Source organism: Longimicrobium sp. (assembly GCA_036377595.1).
GTDB lineage: Bacteria > Gemmatimonadota > Gemmatimonadetes > Longimicrobiales > Longimicrobiaceae > Longimicrobium.
Genome location: DASUYB010000028.1, coordinates 1 through 15349 on the forward strand (window position 1 = coordinate 1; position 15349 = coordinate 15349).

Sequence of the window (15349 nt, forward strand, 5' to 3'; positions counted from 1 at the left end):
CCGGGGCGGTGCCAGTTGTACAGCCAGTTCATCATCCCGAACAGCGAGAAGGTGGCCACGCGCAGGTCCACCCCGCCGTCGGGGCGCAGCTCGCGCAGGATCTCCATCGCCGTCTCGGTCAGCCGCCGCTTCTTCTCGTTCACGCGGCGGCGGAAATCTCCCGACAGCGACTCGCTCTCGTGCGACAGTACCTTCATCTCGGCCTTGGCGTCGATGAAGTAGCGCAGGTGGTTCTCCATCAGGATGCGCAGCCGCCGGTGCGGCTCGTCGATCCCCGCGAGGTTCCGCTCCAGGCTGGCCAGCAGCGTGCCGAAGGCGTGGTCCTGGATGAGGAAGAGCAGCTCCTCCTTGCTGTCGAAGTAGTAGTACAGCCCGGAGAGGGAAACGCCCGTGGCCCGCGCGATGTCGCGGATCGACGCCTGGTGGTAGCCCTTCTCGGCGAAGATCCGCGCCGCGGTGCGCAGGATGCTTTCCAGCTTCTCGTCGTACGCGCTGCGCTCGTCCGTCATGCTCGCCCTGCGGGTGGAGCGGGGAACGGTCGCGCCCCGGCTGGTTCGAACGTCCGTCAACCTATCCCGCGTGCGAATGGGCGGCAAGGACGCGGGCGCCGCGCGGGTTGACCAACCCCAAGCGCCGCAGTAGCTTGCTTCGTTCCGGCCCCGCGCCCGCGGGCGTCCTCTCCCTGGAAATCCGAATGCGCCAATCCCTCCGCCGTCCCACGACGCTGCTCTCCGCGCTCGCCCTGTGCGGCGCGCTGGCGGCGTGCGGCGACGCGCCCACGCTGCCCACCTCGTTCGCGCAGGAGGCGGGAGGGAAGACGTGGGTGGCGGTGACGCCGCCGGCGGGGATGCCCGACGCGCGCAGCTGGCTGGCCTACACCAGCCGCCCGCTGGCCGCGCAGCTGCGGGAGATGACGCAGCAGGCCGCCCGCGCCCGCCGCGCGGGGATGCTGGAGGCGGCGCTGGAGATGGAGGGGCAGGCCACGCGCCTGGCCGCCTCCTTCGTCACCACGGATCCCGCGGCGCCGAAGGTGATGGGCGCGATCGGCGCCGTGCGCGAGTGGGAGCACCGCGCCCAGGACCGCCTGCGCGCGGGCGACTACCCCGAGCTGGCGGCCGCGCTGTCCACCGTCGCCGCGCACCGCGCCGCGGCGGAGCTCGCGCTCTCGCAGGGCGACCGGAAGACGGCGGTGCTGCGCCTGGCCGACGCGGCCGACGCGGCGCGCCCCTTCGCCCCGCAGGCCGTGGCGCTGGACCTGGTCGCCCGGGCCGAGGCGCGCATCGACGGCGACCCGTCGCCCACGCCGGATCTCCGCCGCGCGCGCCTCCTCCTGCGCCTGGCGCGCGAGGCCATGGCTACGGGCGACCAGACGCGGGCGATGAAGCGCGCCTGGTACGCGCTGCAGATCGTGGACGCGCACGACGGGGGCGGCGCGCGCTGATCGCGACACTCTGCAAAGTCTTTGCAATCAGTTGTTTTCCGGCGCCGGAACCGTTAGATTCCGGCGCTGATTTCTTGCCCATAGGCTGCACCCCAGGCCGCTTCCACCCGGAGCGGCCCGCGCGCCCTCTCCCTCCGAACGGCGGGAAAGGGCCCTTTGCTGCCACGGCGGGCCATTCCGTGTCCCGCCGTACTCCCGACTGAGCGGTTTCATCCCGCGGGCCCGGCCCCGCGTTCCGGCGCCCGCGCCTTCGCCGCGCGGGTTCGATCGTTCGCTTCCAACCTCTCGGACCATGGCGTTCAGCCCCAGATCCCTCGTGTCTCCCGCGGCGTTCGGCGCCGCCGTGGCCGGCCTGCTCGCGCTGGCCGCGTGCAGCGACCGCACCTCTCCGCTCGGGCCCACCGATCCGCGGGCGCCCGGCGCGCCGGAGATGGTGGGCAGCATCCGCTGCACGGCGAGCGTGAAGGCCGGCACCGTGTCGTGCGGCCAGGCGGAGCTCCCCCCGGGCGCCCGCGGCTACATCATCGTGGGCGGCCAGCACGTGAACGTGGAGCTGACCTCGTCGAACGTCACCTACGACGCGGGGACGGGCGCGTTCGCCTTCGACGTGACGGTGATGAACAAGATCCCGCAGGCGATGGGCACCACCGACGGCGTGGCGGCCGACACCAACGGCGTACGCGTGATCTTCGCCTCGGGCCCGCAGGTCACCGCCGGCTCGGGCGACGCCTCGGTGTCGAACGCCGACGGGATGGACGCCTTCACCTCCACCAACCAGCCCTTCTTCCGCTACGCGGGCGCGGCGCTGGGCGCGGACGGGATCCTCTCCACCAACGAGACCTCGTCGGCGAAGAACTGGCAGCTGCACGTCGACGGCACGGTGGAGAGCTTCGCCTTCACCCTGTACGTGGTGACCGAGGTGCCGCGGCCCGACGGGTGGGTCGACGTGTTCCCCGGCACCGGCAACGTGCTGACCGGCGACACGGTGGCGCTGACCGACTCGGTGCGCACCGCGGTGGGCACGCTGGTCGCCGACGCCACGGTTACCTGGGCCTCGGCCGACTCCCTGATCGCGCGTGTCGACTCGGCGGGGAATGTGGTGGGCGTGGCGCCCGGGAGCACGGTGATCACCGCCACGGCGGGGAGCCGAACCGGCTCGTTCACGGTGGGCGTGTGCCCCAAGCTGGCCGTCGGCCAGGCGTACACGACCAGCATGCCGGCCGCGGCCAGCCTGTGCCTGGGCGGCGGCGCGTCGGGCGCCGAGTACGTGTACATGCCCATGAACCTGGCGCAGAGCACGGCGCTGTCGGCGTTCAGCCTGTCCGCCGTGGGCGTCGACACCACGCTCAAGCCGCAGTCTCCCAGCCCCACGCGCCTCCCCGGCGGGCTGTCGCCGCTGCGCATCCCGGGCGAGGGGCTGGAGATCGCCAGCGACCTCCCCTACGTGGAGCGCGACCTGCCGCGGCTGAACGGGATGCTGGGCAACCCGGCGGCGCGCATCCGCCGCGGCCGCGCCGGCGGGATCCGCGCGATCATCACCCAGGGGGTGGTGCCCTCGGTGGGCGACTCGATGGACCTCAACACCAACTCGGCGTGCTCGGCCAACCCCAGCGTGCGCCGCGGCGTGGTGCGCTCGGTCGGCCAGCACCTCGTCATCGTGGCCGACACGGCCAACCCGCCGGGCGGCTTCACCACCGCGCAGTACGACTCCATCGCGACCGAGTTCGACTCCATCGCCTGGCCGGTCGACAGCGCCAACTTCGGCGCGCCCACCGACGTGGACGGCAACGGCCACGTGGTGGCGTTCTTCACCCGCGCGGTCAACGAGCTGTCGCCGCAGAACTCGTCGTCGGTGGTGCTGGGCTTCTTCGCCAGCAAGGACATCTTCTCCAACGACCCGGCGGACGGCTGCACCAACAGCAACATGGGCGAGATGTTCTACATGCTCGTTCCCGACACCGGCGGCGTGGTGAACAACAACAAGCGCGCGGTGTCGTTCGTGCGGGGGAACACCACCGGCACGCTGGGGCACGAGTTCCAGCACATGATCAACGCCTTCCGGCGCGGCTACGTCACCGGCGCCAGCTCGTTCGAGCAGGGCTTCCTGAACGAGGGGCTCAGCCACATCGCCGAGGAGCTGATGTTCTACCGCACCTCGGGGATGACGCCGAAGAGCAACGTGGGCCCGGGGACCAACGCCGTGAGCGGCGTGCAGCTCAACTCGAAGCGGGTGAACGCGTACAACGCCTACGCGTCGCAGAACATCGGCCGGTTCCGCAGCTGGCTGCAGCGCCCCGACACCACGGGCGCGTTCAAGCAGAACCAGAACTCGCTGGCGGTGCGCGGCGCCATCTGGGCGTTCCTGCGCTACGCGGCCGACCGGCAGGGCGGCAGCGAGCAGGACTTCTGGTTCCACCTGGTGAACGACAACCTGCAGGGCACGGCCAACATCCAGCACGTGATCGGCAACAACGACCCGACCACCTGGCAGCGCGACTTCATCACCGCGCTGTACGCCGACGACAACGCGTTCGGCGTGAACGCCGAGTACGTCACGCAGAGCTGGAACTTCCGCGCGCTGTACACGCTGCTGAACGGGAGCTACTCGCTGCTGCAGCGGCCGCTGTTCAACAACACGCCGCTCACGCTGACCTACAGCGGCGGCGGCAGCACGGCCTACACGCGCTTCCGCGTGAACGCCGCCGCCTTCGGACGGGTGACCACGGGCTCCTCGCCGCTGACGCCGTACGCGCTGGTGGTGATGCGCACGCGGTAGGCGGCCGCCGGCCGAATGCGGGAAACGGAGAGGCAGGGGGGCGGACGCTCCCCTGCCTCTCCGTTTTCCCCGGGGCCGATTGCCCTTCGTTCGACGCGGGACGGCAAACGGTTGAGGGGAAGCGGCTTCGGCGTTAGCTTTCAGCCGCCGCCCGGATGGCGAAATCGGTAGACGCAGCAGACTCAAAATCTGCCGTCCGCAAGGGCATGTCGGTTCGAGTCCGACTCCGGGCACTGCATGGCGGGCCGTATCTCCTTGATGGAAATGCGGCCCGTTGCGCGTCCGTCTCCGAACGGCGCGAACGATCCCGTTGACACCGGTCCGCCGCGGCGCAAATCTATTCCCTGCTGTTCTCTCCGCCTGTTTCGATGTGATTTCCGGGGTGCTCCTCCGTCCCCCGCGAAGCCCTCCTCGCACAATGGTTCCTTCCATGCGATGCTCGAGCTTCATCGCCGCCCGCCTGGCGCTTGCCGGGCTTTCCGCGCTGGCGCTGGCCGCGTGCAGCGACCGCGGCCCCGTGGCGCCGGCCACGCCCCCCGGCGAGCCCGCCCAGCCGCTGGTCCTGGGGAGCGTCGAGTGCACCGCCAGCACCACGGCGCGCACCCTTTCCTGCGGGGCCGGGCAGCTTCCCGGCGGCGCGCGCGGCTACATCATCGTGGGCGGGCAGGGCACCTACGTGCAACTGACCTCGTCGAACGTCTCGTACAACAGCGGGACGCACGTCTTCGCCTTCGACGTCACGGTGCAGAACCTCATCCCCCAGCCCATGGGAACGACGAACGGCACCACGCCCGACGGCAGCGGGGTGCGCGTGGTCTTCGCCACGGGGCCGAACGTGACCGGCGGCTTGGGGAGCGCCACGGTGGCGGGGGCCGACGGGACGGGGACGTTCACCGCCTCGAACCAGCCGTTCTACACGTACTCGGGCGGGCAGCTCGGCGGGGACGGGATCCTCTCGCAGAACGAGACCTCGTCGGCGCGCAACTGGACGCTGAACGTGGATCCCACGGTCACCTCCTTCGTCTTCACCCTCTACGTCGTGGCCGAGGTGCCGCACCCCAACGGCTACATCGACGTGACCCCCGCGGCCGACTCGCTGGCGGCGGGTTCGTCGCAGGCGCTGACCGCCACGGTGCGCAGCGCGGTGGGCAACAACGTCGGCGGGTCGGTGACGTGGGGGACGAGCGACAACGGCGTGGCGACAGTGGACGCGTCGGGGAACGTCACCGGCGTGGCCCCGGGGACGGCGACCATCACCGCCACCAGCGGCGCGCGGACGGGGACGGCGACGATCGCCGTCTGCCCCAACCTGGCGCTGGGCGGCGTGTTCGTGGCCGACATGCCCGCGGGCTCCAGCCTCTGCCTCTCGGGCGGCGGGTCGGGCGCGGAGTACACGGCGGTGCCGGTGAACGTGAACGACGCCGCCTCCGTGTCGCTGAGCGTGACCGGAAGCGGGATCGTGGCGGTGTCGGGCGCGCCGACGCCGGACCGGCTCCCGTCCTCGGCTCGCTTCACCGTCGCGGCGAGGGCGGCGCAGGAGGACTTCGGGACGCGGCTGCGGGTGCGCGACCGGGCCCAGCTCACGCGGATGATCCCCGACGCGCGGCAGCGGTGGATCAGCCGCGGCGCGGCGGGGATGCGCGGGGGCGCTGCGGCGGGGGTGCGCGGCGCCATCACCCCCGGCGTGCCGTCGGTGGGCGCACTGATGAACCTGAACGTGGAGACGGACAACGCCTGCTCCACCCTCGACACGCGCGTGGGGCGGGTGGAGGCGGTGGGAACGCGGATCATCGTGATCGCTGACATCATGAACCCGGAGGGCGGGCTGAGCGCGGCCGACTACCAGGCCATCGCCGACAGCTTCGACCTGTTCGTGCACCCGGTGGCCACCGGCAACTTCGGCACACCCAGCGACATCGACAGCAACGGTGGCCGGGTGATCGCCTTCTACACGCGCGCGGTGAACGAGCTGACGCCGGCCGCCTCGTCGGCGTACATCGGCGGCTTCTTCTTCCAGCGCGACCTGCTTCCCGCGGCGAGCTGCGCCACCTCGAACGTGGGCGAGATGTTCTACATGCTGGCGGCCGACACGGGGGGCGCGGTGAACGGCAACAAGCGCAGCGTCTCCTTCATCAAGTCGGTGACGGTGGGGACGCTGGCGCACGAGTTCCAGCACATGATCAACGCCGCGCGCCGGATGTACGTGAACTCGGCGCCGGGGTTCGAGGAGGTGTGGCTGGACGAGGGGCTGTCGCACATCGCCGAGGAGCTGATCTTCTACAACCGCTCGGGGCTCTCGCCCGGCGGCAACGTGAACGCGGCGAGCCTGGCGGTGCCCGCGACGCAGGACGCCTTCTTCACCTACGCCGAGTCGAACTTCGGGCGGCTGCGGCAGTGGCTGCTGTCGCCGCACACCAACGGCGGCTTCCAGCTGGACGACGACCTGGCCACGCGCGGCGCGGCGTGGGCGTTCCTGCGCTACGCGGCCGACCGCAAGGGCGGCACGCAGTCGACCACCTGGAACGCGCTGGTCAACAGCACCACGGAGGGGATGACCAACGTGCAGGCCGTGCTGGGCACCGACCCGCTCCCCTGGTACCGCGACTTCGTGGGCGCCATGTACGCCGACGACGCGGGGATCGGGGCCTCGGCCACCTACTCGCAGCCGAGCTGGAACTTCCGCAACCTCTACGCGAACCTGGACTACACCCCCGGCCCGGTGTGCTCGTGCGCGTACGAGCTGGCGGTGCGCAACCCGTCGAACGGCGTGGCCGACGCGTTCTCGCTCACCGACAGCGGCGCCGCGGCGTACCTGCGCGTGGGCGTGGCGTCGAGCGCGTTCGCGGGATTGAAAACGCTGTCCGGCGGCCTGGCGCCCGCGTCGACGGTGCGGATGCTGGTGATCCGGCGGAAGTAGCGTCGCGATCCGCTCGAACGACCGGCGGCCCGCCCGGGAGCTCTCCCGGGCGGGCCGTTCGCATCTCCGGAATTCCGTTCGGAGATCAGCCGGTGCAGCAGATGAAGTGGATGTCGCTGCCGCAGGTGTAGAAGCAGGTGTGCGCGGGCTGCTGCGTGCGGGCCGCGTTGGCGCGCACGGTACCGCGCGCGCCCTCGCCGCCCTCGCCGGCGGGGAACGACTCCACCGCTAGCGCGTCCAGGTCCAGCCGGATCTTCTCCATCCGTCCCTCCGTCCTTCGCGGGTTGATGGGAAGCTGCGCGGTGGGCTCGCAGCGCGTGCGCCATGGAGTCTAGGGAGACGGGCGGCGGCGCGCCCACGCCTTTCCCGCCGGGCGCCCCGCGCGTGGAGACGGCACGGAGATTGATCGCACCGGCGTCGGCGCGCGGCGTTCGGCCGGGCGAAACGGGAGAGGAGCGAAAAGCCAGATGCTGAGCGAACAGGATCGCGGGAAGATCGAGCGGGCGCTGCTGCGCGAGCGCGAGCGGGTGCTGGAGAACATCGGCCACTTCGACGAGCGGATGAACGACCTGCGCGAGCGCGCGGGCGAGCTGAGCCTGTACCGCTTCCACCCGGCCGACATCGGCAGCGAGAGCCACGAGCAGGAGCAGGACTTCCTGCTGACCAGCGTGGAGGGGCGGAGGCTGTACCAGGTGGACGAGGCGCTGTCGCGGCTCTACAAGACGCCGGAGGAGTTCGGGAAGTGCGAGGTGTGCGGCCGCGACATCGAACTGGAGCGGCTGGAGGTGATCCCCGAGACGCGGCTGTGCGCCGAGCACGCGCTGCAGGCCGACCGCGACACCGCCTCCGCCGCCGACCCGCGCGAGGCCGCCCGCACCGGCGACGACGCGGCGATCTGAACCGGGGCCGTCATCCTTAAAGAAAGTCTCACGCAGAGTCAGCAGAGTCAGCAGAGAACTGCAGTTCCCTCTGCTGACTCTGCTGACTCTGCGTGAGACATTTCTGTTTGGATGATCAGAGCTACACGACGTCGCGGAGGATCTCCTGGAGGGCTTCGCGGGCGCGCATCACGCGCATCTTCAGCGCGCTGATGCCGGTTTCGAGGCGCTCCGCCATCTCCTCGTAGCTCAGCCCGTCCACGTGCTTCAGCAGGAAGGCCTCGCGCTGCGCGGCGGGGAGGCGCATCAGCGCGGCGTCGACCACGCGGCCCAGCTCGGTGCGCTCCAGCGTGCGGCCGGGATCGTCGCCCTCGCCGGCGGCGTGCGCGTCGTCTTGCAGCGGCGCGGTGTGCTGGCGGCGGTTCTTCAGCCAGTCCTTGCAGCGGTTGCGCAGTATGCGGAAGAGCCACGCCGCGAACCGGTCGGGGTCGCAGGTGTCCAGCCGCGTGAACGCCTTCACGAAGGTGTCCTGCACCAGGTCGGCGGCGGCGTCGCGGTCGCCCACCATGGCCGCGGCGTGGCGGTACATGGTGTCCTGGTAGCGTCCCACCAGGCACGCGTATACCTCGCGCTCGCCCGCCAGGATGCGCCCGATCAGCTCGCCGTCCGGCTGCTGCGGCTCCACGTCTTCCGTCTCGGCCTCCATCCATGGAAAAGGGGCGCCCGCCGCGCCCCGGCGGCCCCGCGCCCGCACGCCGCAAGTGGCGGCCCCCGTGCCGCTTCCGCCACCCCGTGGGGCCGCTTGCCACACCGGGTCCCCCGCGCTATGTTGGCGCGCCCCGGCTGGCCCGGATGCTGCACGCCGCCCCCGACCCGTCCGGCCGGGGCGCACGCCGGGGCGAACGGCACGCGTTTCCGAAATCTTAGCTGCGCACGGGCGTCAGGGGAAAGACAGACATGGCTGGCAAGGGGCTGGAAGGGGTGGTCGTCGGTCAGTCCAGGCTGAGCGACATCAACGGCGAGGTCGGCGAGCTGATCTACGCGGGGTACGACATCGACGACCTCGCGCGCAACACCACCTTCGAGGAGGTCTGCTACCTCCTGTGGAACGGCGAGCTCCCCAACCGGGAGCAGCTGGACGGGCTCAAGCGCGTGCTGGCCGCCAACGCGCGCCTGAGCGACGAGATGCTGGCCATGGTCCGCGCCTTCCCGAAGGACGCGGACCCCATGGCCGCGCTCCGCACCGCCGTCTCGGCGCTGGGGATGTACGACCCGAACGCCGACGACATCTCCGCCGCGGAGCTGCGCCGCAAGGCCGTCTTCCTCACCGCGCAGACGCCCACGCTGGTGGCCGCGTACGCCCGCGCGCGCAGCGGGAAGGACCCGCTGCAGCCCAAGGAGGGGATGAGCGTCGCGGCCAACTTCCTGTACATGCTGAACGGCGAGGACGCCAACGAGACCCGCTGCCGCACCATGGACGCGGCGCTGGTGCTGCACGCCGAGCACGCGATGAACGCCTCGACCTTCGCGGCGCGCGTGACGGCCGGCACGCTCTCCGACATGTACTCGTGCATCACCTCGGCGATCGGCACGCTGAAGGGCCCCAGCCACGGCGGCGCCAACGTGGAGGTGATGAACATGCTCCGCGAGATCGACGAGAGCGGCGAGGATCCCGCGGCGTGGGTGCACGGCGCGCTGGAGGGCGGGAAGAAGGTGATGGGCTTCGGGCACCGCGTCTACAAGGCCACCGACCCGCGCGCCACCGTGCTGCGCGAGCTGGCCGACCGCATCATGGGCGAGGCGGGCGAGACGAAGTGGCTGGACCTGTCGGACAAGATCCGCGCGGCCATGGCGCAGGAGATGGAGAGCCGCGGCAAGCGCATCTATCCCAACGTCGACTTCTTCTCGGCCTCGGTCTACACCACGCTGGGGATCCCGATGGACCTGTTCACCGCGGTGTTCGCCATCGCGCGCACGCCGGGGTGGACGGCGCACCTGCTGGAGCAGTACGCCGACAACCGGCTGATCCGCCCGAGCTCGGAGTACGTGGGCCCGCGCGGGAAGACCGTCGTGCCCATCGACCAGCGGTAGGCTCGCGCGGCGAGGCCGGCGGCGCACGCGGGGCGCGGCGGGGTGCCCGCCGCGCCCCGTTGCTTGGTGCGAAAGTGCGAGAGTGCGAAGGTGCGAGAGGTGGTCCGGCGACTCGCCACTTTCTCACGCTCTCCTCACCACTTTCGCACTCTCGCACTTTCGCACTTTCGCACATCTTTACCGAACCAATCACTCGAACCGAGCCTGACGAATATGAGCGACTGGAGCCCCACCGCCCCCGCGGGCGGCGAGCGCGTGGAGATCCGCGACGGGAAGCTGCACGTTCCCGATCACCCCGTCCTCCCCTTCATCGAGGGCGACGGCACCGGGCCCGACATCTGGAACGCCTCGCAGCCCGTGTTCGACGCGGCGGTCGAGAAGGCGTACGGCGGGAAGCGGAAGATCCACTGGATGGAGGTGCTGGCCGGCGAGAAGAGCTTCCAGCAGACCGGGAGCTGGCTTCCCGACGCCACCCTCGACGCTTTCCGCGAGTACCTGGTGGGGATCAAGGGGCCGCTGACCACCCCCGTGGGCGGCGGCATCCGCTCGCTGAACGTCGCCCTGCGCCAGATCCTGGACCTCTACGCCTGCGTTCGCCCGGTGCGCTGGTTCGAGGGCGTCCCCAGCCCGGTGAAGAAGCCCGGCGACGTCGACATGGTCATATTCCGCGAGAACACGGAAGACATCTACGCGGGGATCGAGTTCGAGGAGGGGACCGACGATGCGCGGAAGTTCTCCGAGGCGCTGCAGCAGAGCTTCCCCGACCGCTTCCGGAAGGTGCGCTTCCCCGAGACCTCGGGCTTCGGCATCAAGCCCGTGTCGCGCGAGGGGACGGAGCGCCTGGTGCGCGCGGCGCTCGACTACGCGCTGGCGCACGGCCGCCGCTCGGTGACGCTGGTGCACAAGGGGAACATCATGAAGTTCACCGAGGGCGCCTTCAAGAACTGGGGATACGAGCTGGCCCGCCGCGACTACGGCGCGGGCGACTACGAGGGCGGGCCCTGGCAGGTGATCGACCGCGGCGGGAAGCAGGTGATCGTGAACGACGTGATCGCCGACGCCTTCCTGCAGCAGATCCTCACGCGCCCGAAGGAGTACGACGTGATCGCCACGCTCAACCTGAACGGCGACTACATCTCCGACGCGCTGGCGGCGCAGGTGGGCGGGATCGGCATCGCGCCGGGGGCCAACATCAACTACGTCACCGGCCACGCCATCTTCGAGGCCACGCACGGCACCGCCCCCAAGTACGCGGGGAAGGACATGGTCAACCCCGGCTCGGTCATCCTCAGCGGCGAGATGATGCTGCGCTACATGGGGTGGACCGAGGCCGCGGACCTGATCATCAAGGGCCTCGAGGGCGCCATCGGCGCCAAGACGGTGACCTACGACTTCGAGCGGCTGATGGAGGGCGCCACCAAGGTCTCGTGCTCGGAGTTCGGCCGCCGCATCGTGCAGCACATGCAGTAGAAGTGCGGAAGTGCTCGTAGAAGTGCGGAAGTGCGTGAGTGCGGGAGTGCGTGGTGAAGGCGCGGGAGCCTGGTATTCGCGCATCCCCAAACGCACTCATGCACTTCCGCACTCACGCACTTCCACACTGACGAACAGATGACGAATTTCGAACCGGACGATCCCCGATGAACGTTTCCGTCCTCCGCAGCGAGCTGGCCTCGCTGGAGACGCCGCTCCTGGCCGTTCCCGTGTTCGAGGGGAACGGCGCCGACCCGGCCGTGGCCGCGCTCGACGTGGCGCTGGGCGGGCTGATCACCGCCGTGCGCGACCGTGGCGACCTGCGCGGCAAGGAGGGCGACGTCCTCCTCCTGCACCGCTCCGGCGGTGGCGTGGCCGCGCAGCGCGTCCTCCTGGTCGGCGTGGGCAAGCCCGACGCGCTGACCCCCGAGCGGCTGCGCAAGGCCGGCGGCGCCGCGGCCAAGCAGGCGGCCAAGGCCCGCTCCGCCGCCCTCACCTTCGCGCTTCCCGCCTCCTCGCTCTCCGCGGCCGAGGCGGCGCGCGCGGTCACCGAGGGCGTCGTCCTCGGCGCCTACGCCTTCACCGAGCTCAAGTCCAACGGCGAAACGCCGCCCGTCGAGCTGGCCGACCTGAAGCTCGTCGTGGCCTCCGAGGGCGACGAGTCCGCGGCCGGCGAGGCGGCGCGCGTGGCGGAGATCGTGGCCCGCGCAGAGAACATGGCGCGCACGCTGGGGAATCTCCCCGGCAACGTCGCCACCCCCTCGAAGCTGGCGGAGGTGGGGCGCGAGGTGGCCGGGAAGTTCGGGATGAAGGTCACCGTCCTGGGGCCGAAGGAGATGGAGGACGAGGGGATGGGCGCGCTCCTGGCCGTCGCCCGCGGGTCCGACGAGGAGCCGCGCTTCATCGTCCTCGAGCACCGCGGCGGACCGGAGGATCAGAAGCCGCTGGTCCTCGTCGGCAAGGGGCTGACCTTCGACGCCGGCGGCATCTCCATCAAGCCCGCGCAGGGGATGGAGGAGATGAAGTTCGACATGTGCGGCGGCGCCGCCGTCCTCGCCGCCATGCAGGCCATCGGCGAGCTGGGGGTGAAGGCGAACGTGGTCGGCATCGTCCCCAGCAGCGAGAACCTGCTGGGCGGCCGGGCGATGAAGCCGGGCGACATCTTCCGCGCCGCGTCGGGGAAGACCATCGAGGTGGTGAACACCGACGCGGAGGGGCGCCTGATCCTGGCCGACGCGCTGCACTACGCCAGGCGCTTCGAGCCCGCGGCCATGCTCGACGCGGCCACGCTCACCGGCGCTTGCGTGATCGCCCTGGGCCACCAGGCCACGGGGATCATGGGGAACGACGAGGCGCTGCTCGACGAGGTGAAGCGGGCGGGCGACCGCACCGGCGAGCGCTGCTGGCCGCTGCCGATGTTCGACGAGTACCGCGAGCAGATCAAGAGCGACTACGCCGACATCAAGAACAGCGGCGGGCGCCCGGCCGGCACCATCACCGCCGCGTGGTTCCTGCGCGAGTTCGTGGGCGACGTGCCGTGGGTGCATCTCGACGTGGCGGGGACGGCGTACGGGGACGGGAAGCTGGCCTACCTGAGCAAGGGCTCCACCGGCGCCCCCACGCGGCTGTTCGTGGACTGGGTCCTGTCGCGCGCCGGATGAGCCGCGTCCTCCGCCTCGCCTTCCTCTCCGCCGCGCTGGCCCTGGGGCTCGGCGCGGCGCCCGCGCGCGTCCACGCCCAGCGCGACACCATCCCCACGCGCCCGCCCGCCCCGCGCGACACCGTTCCGCGGCCGCCGCGCGACACGGTCCCCCACGCGCGCCGCGACAGCGCGCAGGTCGGCATCCCCCCCGAGGCGGTGCGCGGGGACACGATCCCCGGCGCGAAGCAGGACACGGCGCCGCCGGACTCGACCGTCGCCGCGCCCAGCTTCCCGCTGCATCCCCTCCCGCCGTCGAACGGCTTCTCCGACGGCGCGTACTTCCTCGGCCCCGAGCAGTTGCAGTACTTCCACGGGCTGTCGCTGGCCGAGCTGCTCGACCGCATCCCCGGGCTGGTCCTGACCCGCACGGGCGCGTTCGGGCGGCCGCTGGGCGTCTCGCCGTTCGCCTCGGGCGGGGGGCGGTTCCGCATCTTCCTGGACGGCTACGAGCTGCGTCCCCTGAACGCGGCCACGCCCGACCTGCAGCGCGTTCCCCTGGCCAACGTGCAGTCCATCCGCATCCAGCGGGGGCTGGACGAGATCCGGGTGGACCTCACCTCCCTGAAGCTGGCCGACGCCCGCCCCTTCGCGCAGATCGAGGGGATGGACGGCGACCTGGGAACGCGCGCGCTGCGCGGGATCTTCACCCGCCCCATCGGCAAGCGGATGGTGGGCGAGGTGGACCTGGACCTGGACCAGACAGACGGCTCGGCGCGCCGGCAGGACTTCAGCGTCACGCACACCATCACCCGCCTGAACTACAACTTCAATCCCGACTGGGGGCTGCAGGCCGAGGTGCGCACGGCCAAGCTGAACAGCGAGAGCCAGCTGACCAGCGCCATCGAGCTGGAGAGCCTGGACCGCAGCGAGGCCATCCTGCGCGCGCGCGGCCGCATCGCCGGGGCGTACCTGGAGGCGCTCGCCGGGCGCAGCCTGCAGCGCCCGGCCGGCGCCGACACCCTCACCGTGCGCGCGCGCAGCCTGCAGGCCGGCTTCCGCGCCACGGTGCCGCTGGGCTTCGGCACCCTGGCCGCCGGCGCGCGCCTCCACCGCGGCGACGACGACGGGTGGGCGCCGGACCAGACCGAGGCGTGGGGCCGGCTGGACTTCGGTCCCGCGCCCTGGCTGGCCGCGAGCGCGGAGGTGCGGCAGCTCACCATCGGCGGCGTCAGCGGACTCGAAGCGAGCGGGAGCCTGCGCGCGGGGCCGTGGGGCGGCTTCTCGCTCTTCGGCCAGCTGGCCACGGGGAACCGCGGCGTGCGCTACCTCGCCGGCGACTCGGTGGTCCTGAAGACGATCGGGGGGATCGGGGGGACGGGGCTGCCCACGCTCGACACCGTGCGTGTGCAGGTGATCAAGACGCTGGACACCTCGGTGGACGGCTTCCGCGCGGGGGCGGAGTTCAACCGCGGGCTTTTCCACCTGGGCGCGGCGATGGTGCGCCACGACCTGGACCAGGCGGTGCCGTACGGCTTCGCGTTCGACCGCGAGGTGCCGCCGGAGCCGGGGCTGGCCGCCACGGGGGTCGAGGCGTACGCGTCGGTCCCGCTCTACTTCCGCCAGCTGACGCTCTCCGGCTGGTACCAGCGCTGGCTCGACGCGCCGGACCGGCGCTACCTGCCGACGCAGCTGGGACGCGCGTCGATCCAGTTCAACGGCGTCTACAAGCAGGGGAACCTGGAGCCGACCATCCGCTTCGAGGTGATCGGGCGCGACCAGTCGCTGGCGTGGGACCCCGCGCAGCTGCGGGACGTGGTGATGCCGCGCTACTCCATCTACAACCTGTACATGCAGATCCGGATCATCGACATCCGCATCTTCTGGCGCTACGAAAACGCGTTCTACCGCCGCGGCACGCTCGACATCCCGGTGTCGCGCATCCCCGCGGGGCGATCGCTGTACGGGGTGCGGTGGTTCTTCCGGAACTGAAGCGCTGAGTGCTGAGTGCTGAGTGCCCAGTGCCCAGTGCCCAGTGCCCAGTGCCCAGTGCCCAGTGCCCAGTGCCCAGTGCCCAGTGCCCAGTGCCCAGTGCCCAGTGCCCAGTGCCCAGTGCCCAGTGCCCAGTGCCCAGTGC

Annotated in this window: 11 protein-coding genes and 1 tRNA gene; 9 read left to right on the forward strand and 3 right to left on the reverse strand. The window is 71.2% G+C overall.

The window, feature by feature from the left end; genetic code table 11:
• Positions 1-509, reverse strand: a 509-nt coding sequence (locus tag VF092_04860; GenBank protein HEX6746605.1) for a TetR/AcrR family transcriptional regulator, incomplete at its 3' end; no start/stop codon positions are given.
• Between the two features lie 185 nt (positions 510-694).
• Between VF092_04860 and VF092_04865 the strand changes: the two genes are divergently transcribed.
• From VF092_04865 to VF092_04880, 4 genes are all read left to right on the forward strand, one after another.
• Complete coding sequence (locus tag VF092_04865) at positions 695-1441, forward strand: hypothetical protein (GenBank protein HEX6746606.1); 747 nt, start codon at positions 695-697, stop codon at positions 1439-1441.
• Positions 1442-1757: 316 nt separating this feature from the next.
• The gene (locus VF092_04870; protein ID HEX6746607.1) at positions 1758-4217 is read left to right on the forward strand and encodes an Ig-like domain-containing protein; all 2460 of its coding nucleotides are present in this window, start codon (positions 1758-1760) and stop codon (positions 4215-4217) included.
• Between the two features lie 149 nt (positions 4218-4366).
• A tRNA-Leu gene (locus VF092_04875) sits at positions 4367-4450 on the forward strand.
• A gap of 197 nt (positions 4451-4647) precedes the next feature.
• Positions 4648-7134, forward strand: a complete 2487-nt coding sequence (locus VF092_04880) for an Ig-like domain-containing protein (protein HEX6746608.1) — start codon at positions 4648-4650, stop codon at positions 7132-7134.
• Between the two features lie 85 nt (positions 7135-7219).
• Here VF092_04880 and VF092_04885 read toward each other — a convergent pair whose 3' ends face one another.
• Positions 7220-7396 carry a hypothetical protein gene (locus tag VF092_04885; GenBank protein HEX6746609.1) on the reverse strand — a complete coding sequence of 59 codons (177 nt, stop codon included), beginning with the start codon at positions 7394-7396 and terminating at the stop codon, positions 7220-7222.
• Positions 7397-7601: 205 nt separating this feature from the next.
• Here VF092_04885 and VF092_04890 point away from each other — a divergent pair, with 205 nt between their 5' ends.
• Complete coding sequence (locus tag VF092_04890; GenBank protein ID HEX6746610.1) at positions 7602-8033, forward strand: TraR/DksA C4-type zinc finger protein; 432 nt, start codon at positions 7602-7604, stop codon at positions 8031-8033.
• A gap of 121 nt (positions 8034-8154) precedes the next feature.
• On the opposite strand, the gene VF092_04895 is transcribed toward VF092_04890, so the two are convergent.
• Complete coding sequence (locus VF092_04895; protein ID HEX6746611.1) at positions 8155-8718, reverse strand: RNA polymerase sigma factor; 564 nt, start codon at positions 8716-8718, stop codon at positions 8155-8157.
• A gap of 251 nt (positions 8719-8969) precedes the next feature.
• On the opposite strand from VF092_04895, the gene VF092_04900 reads away from it, so the two are divergent.
• The 4 genes from VF092_04900 (at position 8970) to VF092_04915 (ending at position 15204) form a co-directional block, all read left to right on the forward strand.
• The gene (locus VF092_04900; protein ID HEX6746612.1) at positions 8970-10103 is read left to right on the forward strand and encodes a citrate/2-methylcitrate synthase; all 1134 of its coding nucleotides are present in this window, start codon (positions 8970-8972) and stop codon (positions 10101-10103) included.
• 213 nt (positions 10104-10316) lie between these two features.
• Positions 10317-11573: an NADP-dependent isocitrate dehydrogenase gene (gene icd / locus VF092_04905; protein ID HEX6746613.1), complete on the forward strand. Its 1257-nt coding sequence runs from the start codon at positions 10317-10319 to the stop codon at positions 11571-11573.
• Positions 11574-11740: 167 nt separating this feature from the next.
• Positions 11741-13234: a leucyl aminopeptidase gene (locus VF092_04910; GenBank protein ID HEX6746614.1), complete on the forward strand. Its 1494-nt coding sequence runs from the start codon at positions 11741-11743 to the stop codon at positions 13232-13234.
• Positions 13231-15204 (forward strand): hypothetical protein, encoded by a 1974-nt coding sequence (locus tag VF092_04915; protein HEX6746615.1) that lies wholly within the window; start codon positions 13231-13233, stop codon positions 15202-15204. The genes VF092_04910 and VF092_04915 overlap by 4 nt, the downstream gene beginning before the upstream one ends.
• Positions 15205-15349: the final 145 nt, after the last annotated feature.

Excerpts from the sequence above, each read along its gene's own strand:
- VF092_04865 (HEX6746606.1), top strand. The coding sequence starts at position 695 with ATGCGCCAATCCCTCCGCCGTCCCACGACGCTGCTCTCCGCGCTCGCC.
- VF092_04880 (HEX6746608.1), top strand. The coding sequence starts at position 4,648 with ATGCGATGCTCGAGCTTCATCGCCGCCCGCCTGGCGCTTGCCGGGCTT.
- VF092_04885 (HEX6746609.1), bottom strand. The coding sequence starts at position 7,396 with ATGGAGAAGATCCGGCTGGACCTGGACGCGCTAGCGGTGGAGTCGTTC.
- VF092_04890 (HEX6746610.1), top strand. The coding sequence starts at position 7,602 with ATGCTGAGCGAACAGGATCGCGGGAAGATCGAGCGGGCGCTGCTGCGC.
- VF092_04895 (HEX6746611.1), bottom strand. The coding sequence starts at position 8,718 with ATGGAGGCCGAGACGGAAGACGTGGAGCCGCAGCAGCCGGACGGCGAG.
- VF092_04900 (HEX6746612.1), top strand. The coding sequence starts at position 8,970 with ATGGCTGGCAAGGGGCTGGAAGGGGTGGTCGTCGGTCAGTCCAGGCTG.
- icd (HEX6746613.1), top strand. The coding sequence starts at position 10,317 with ATGAGCGACTGGAGCCCCACCGCCCCCGCGGGCGGCGAGCGCGTGGAG.
- VF092_04910 (HEX6746614.1), top strand. The coding sequence starts at position 11,741 with ATGAACGTTTCCGTCCTCCGCAGCGAGCTGGCCTCGCTGGAGACGCCG.
- VF092_04915 (HEX6746615.1), top strand. The coding sequence starts at position 13,231 with ATGAGCCGCGTCCTCCGCCTCGCCTTCCTCTCCGCCGCGCTGGCCCTG.